This is a genomic window from Calidithermus terrae (assembly GCF_003574345.1).
Taxonomy (GTDB): domain Bacteria; phylum Deinococcota; class Deinococci; order Deinococcales; family Thermaceae; genus Calidithermus; species Calidithermus chliarophilus.
This window is the reverse complement of sequence record NZ_QXDL01000309.1, coordinates 1-3,498: the sequence shown is the minus strand read 5'-3', so window position 1 is coordinate 3,498 and position 3,498 is coordinate 1. Positions and strand designations below refer to the sequence as shown.

3 protein-coding genes and 1 pseudogene are annotated in these 3,498 nt (G+C 71.4%); 3 read left to right on the top strand and 1 reads right to left on the bottom strand.

Annotated features, from left to right (window positions below; translation table 11 throughout):
- A pseudogene (locus Mterra_RS19850) lies at positions 1–529 on the top strand (hypothetical protein); the annotation flags it as partial.
- A gap of 5 nt (positions 530–534) precedes the next feature.
- Here Mterra_RS19850 and Mterra_RS19845 read toward each other — a convergent pair.
- Positions 535–1,185 (bottom strand): hypothetical protein, encoded by a 651-nt coding sequence (locus tag Mterra_RS19845; protein ID WP_119316689.1) that lies wholly within the window; start codon positions 1,183–1,185, stop codon positions 535–537.
- Positions 1,186–1,257: 72 nt separating this feature from the next.
- Between Mterra_RS19845 and Mterra_RS19840 the strand changes: the two genes are divergently transcribed.
- A complete protein-coding gene (locus Mterra_RS19840) occupies positions 1,258–2,184 on the top strand; it encodes a DUF2785 domain-containing protein (protein ID WP_147372965.1) in 927 nt (308 codons plus the stop codon).
- Positions 2,185–2,261: 77 nt separating this feature from the next.
- Positions 2,262–3,389 carry a PQQ-dependent sugar dehydrogenase gene (locus Mterra_RS19835; RefSeq protein ID WP_218022983.1) on the top strand — a complete coding sequence of 376 codons (1,128 nt, stop codon included), beginning with the start codon at positions 2,262–2,264 and terminating at the stop codon, positions 3,387–3,389.
- Positions 3,390–3,498: the final 109 nt, after the last annotated feature.

Here is a 3,498-nt window from a genome sequence, read left to right as displayed (position 1 = left end):
GCCCCTGCACCTGCCCCGCCCCCAGATCCAGGTCATCAACCGCTTCCTGGAGAGCCCCACCTTCTCCCCTTCCCCTGCGCCGGTCGTGCAGACCCTCTTCGGCAGGCCCTACGCCGAGGTGCACCCGCTCACCGACCGCGAGGCCGTGCGGGAGGCCGACCGCTGGGGCCTGCTCGAGCGCGCCAAGCCCGAAGACCTGCGGGCCTTCCCCCTCAACTTCATGGACATGCCCGGCAAGTACCTCTTCCACTGCCTGCGGCAGCTCACCTGGCGGGTGGGGCCCACCGCCTCGCGGGTGCTCTCGCTGCTGGGCAGTAGCTTCGAGGAGGCCTGGGGCCACAACCGCACCCACCTGGTGGGGCGGCTCGAGGCCGCCGGGCAGGCCGGGTTGGCCGCCGACTACGCGGGCTTCTACCTGTGCGCCTGGGACTTCTACCGCTCGGGCTACGCCGGCTCCGACGCGGCGCGGCAGGCCGTCCGGCACGGGGTGAGGGTGCTCGAGGCGGGGCGGCGGCTGGCGCAGGGCTGAGCCGGCTAAGCCGGGCGGTCGGGCAGCATCGCCAGCTGCAAGCGGTAGGTCTGGCCGCCCCCCCGCGCGGCGTACTTCTGGTACAGCTCGATCAGCTCGTGCTGGAAGGCCTTGGCCTGCTCGAAGTCGAGGTCGAGCGAGACCCACAGGTTGAGGGTGGCCGGGGCCTGGGGCTTGCGGTTGTTGAACAGGCGCTCCCCTTCGGCGTCGCCGTAGCTGAAGCTGAGGGTCCCGCCCCGGGCGCTGAGCCACAGGCCCCACTCCTCGCCCGGCGCCGTGAGCAGCTCGAGCCGCGCCCGCTTGAGGGCCTGCTGGAAAGGCTGTTCGATCCCCTCGAGAAAGGTCTCGAGGTCGCCGCGCGACAGCGCCTTGAAGGGCACGAAAAAGGCGTTGGCGACTGCCCGGTAGTAGCGCACCGCCCGGCCCCCGCGCGGCTCGGTGCGGGTGTGCTCGAGGAGGCCGTGCGCCAGGAAGCGGCGCACCCAGTACATCAGCACGTTGAGCTTGACGCCCAGCAGCCGCGCCGCCGAGGAGGGGCTGTGCTCGCCCAGCAGGAAGGGGAAGAGAAAGCCGGCGGCCTTGGGGTCGGTGAGCACCTCGGCGGCCTGGGGCTGCTCGACCCGCAGCCAGCGGTAAGTCGAATCGGCGGGTTCCATTTGCAGTAGCTTAGCCCAACAATCGAAGCATCACGAGCGCGCGCCGTGAAAGCCACAACCAAAGGAGTTTTTATGCGGCGTGTGTGGATGGTGTTCACGGTCACGGCACTGGGCTTTGGCAGCCTGGCCCTCGGGCAGCAGGCGACCTGCATCGGCGGAAGCATGGACCGACTCTTCTGGCTAGGCATCAAGAACAGCGGCTACGCCGTCCCGCAGGGGCAGAGCGCCGACGCGCTCTCGCACAACCTGCTGGCCTGCCTCGCCTCCCCCGACCCCGAGCTGCGCGACGGCTTCGGCTACGCGATCCTGACCCGCTGGTTCCGCGCCGGGCAGGTCAGCAACCCCGCCCTCAAGGGCATCGCCGCCCGGCTGACGCAAAACCTCAAGGCCGGGGTGGGGGAACAGGGCACCGACACGGTGTTCGGGCGCAGCTTCTCGGCGCTGATCCTCTCGGAGGTGGTGCGGCGCGACGTCCAGGCCCCCTTCCTCGAGCCCGCCGAGTTCCGGGCCGTCCTCGAGGCGGGCCTGGCCTACCTCGGCGCCGAGCGCGACCTGCGCGGCTACGACGCCCGCCAGGGCTACATCCACGGCGTGGCCCACGGCGCCGACCTGCTGTGGCGGCTGGCCTCGAGCCCCAAGACCGACAAGGCCGACCTCGAGCGCATCCTGCAGGCCGTGGCCGGCAAGGTCGCCCCCGAGGGCGAGCACTCCTACGTGCACGGCGAGAGCGACCGCCTGGCCCGCGTGGCGCTCTACGCCCTCAACCGGGGCCTGCTCGAGGCCGCCTGGGTGCAGGAGTGGGTCAAGCAACTCGCCCGCCCCGGACGCCTGGGCCAGTGGTCCAACGCCTTCGGCAGCACCGCCGGGCTGGCCCAGCTCCACAACACCCAGCAGTTCCTGCGGGCCCTGGAGAGCTTCCTGCGCCTCGCCAAGCCCAAGGGCGCCGACGAGCTGTTGCCCACGCTGATGGAAAGCATCAACAGCCTGATCCTGTTCTGATTTCGGGGGGCCAGGGGCGCAGGGTGCTGCGCCCCTGAGGTTGGACCTTCCCCCTCCCATGCCGTAGGGTGGGAGGCGTGAAGCGGACTCTCGCTCTGTTGGCCCTGACCCTGGCCCCCGCCCTGGCCCAAAGCTGCCTGGGTTTCCGCGGGCTCGAGGTCGCCACCCCCTCCGGCTTCTGCGCCGGGGTCGTCCGCAGCGGCCTGAACTTCCCCAGGGGCGTGCTCCCCCTCGCCAACGGCGACGTCCTCGTGGTCGAGATGGGCGGCTGGGGCCCCGACCGCGGCGCCGTGACCCTGCTCGCCAGGGCCAGAGGCTACGCCCCCCAGCGCCTGCTCACCAAGCTCGACCGCCCCAACGGCATCGCCCTGGGCCCCGACGGCAAGGTCTACGTGGGCGAGGTGGGCCGGATCTTCCGCTTCAGCCTGGGCAAGCCCGCCAAGGAGTACGTCATCACCAACCTCCCCGGCAACGGCCGCCACCCCCTCACCCAGATGGTCTTCGACACCAACCGGCGGCTGCTGGTCAACGTCGGCAGCGCCAGCGACAACTGCCAGGAGGACAAGGGCAAGGCCGCCTGCCGCGAAGCCCGGACCAACGGGCTGGTGCGGCGCTACACCTTCGACTGGGACAGCGGGAAGGTGAACGGGTGGGGCGTAATGGCGACCGGTCTGCGCAACTCCATGGCCCTGGCCGTGCACCCCTCGGGCACCGTGCTCCAGGGGGAGAACTCCCGCGACGCCATCGGCGCCGCCGACCCCAGGCTCGACGACGAGGAGCACCCCAAGGACGAGCTCAACGTGCTCGAGGCCGGCGCCGACTACGGCTGGCCCTACTGCTACGAGAACGCCCGCAACGCCCCCGAGTTCCCCCGCTACCCCTGCGCCGACACCCGCAAACCCGCCGTGCTGCTCCCCGCCCACGCCGCCCCGCTGGGCATGACCTACTGGAGCGAGGGCCCCCAGCCCTACCGGGGCTGGCTGGTGGTGGGCTACCACGGCTACCGCAAGTACGGCCACCGCCTGGTGGCCTTCCCGGTGGACTCCAGGGGCATCCCCAACGGTGACCCCGTGGACCTGATCAAGGACTGGGTGCTCCCCGGCGGCAAGCTGGGCGCCCCGGTGGACGTCAAGGCCGCCCCCGGCGGCAGGCTCTACGTCACCGACGACCGCAACGGCATGCTGATCGTGTTCGGCAGGCGGTAGTTGGGAGCGGCAAGCGGTCAGCCGGCGGCGAAGAGCGAAAGGCTGGTGGCGTGTGGCTCGTGGTGGAAAGGCACCCCTCCCCCGCCCGCCCCGCGCGCGGGGCGGGGAG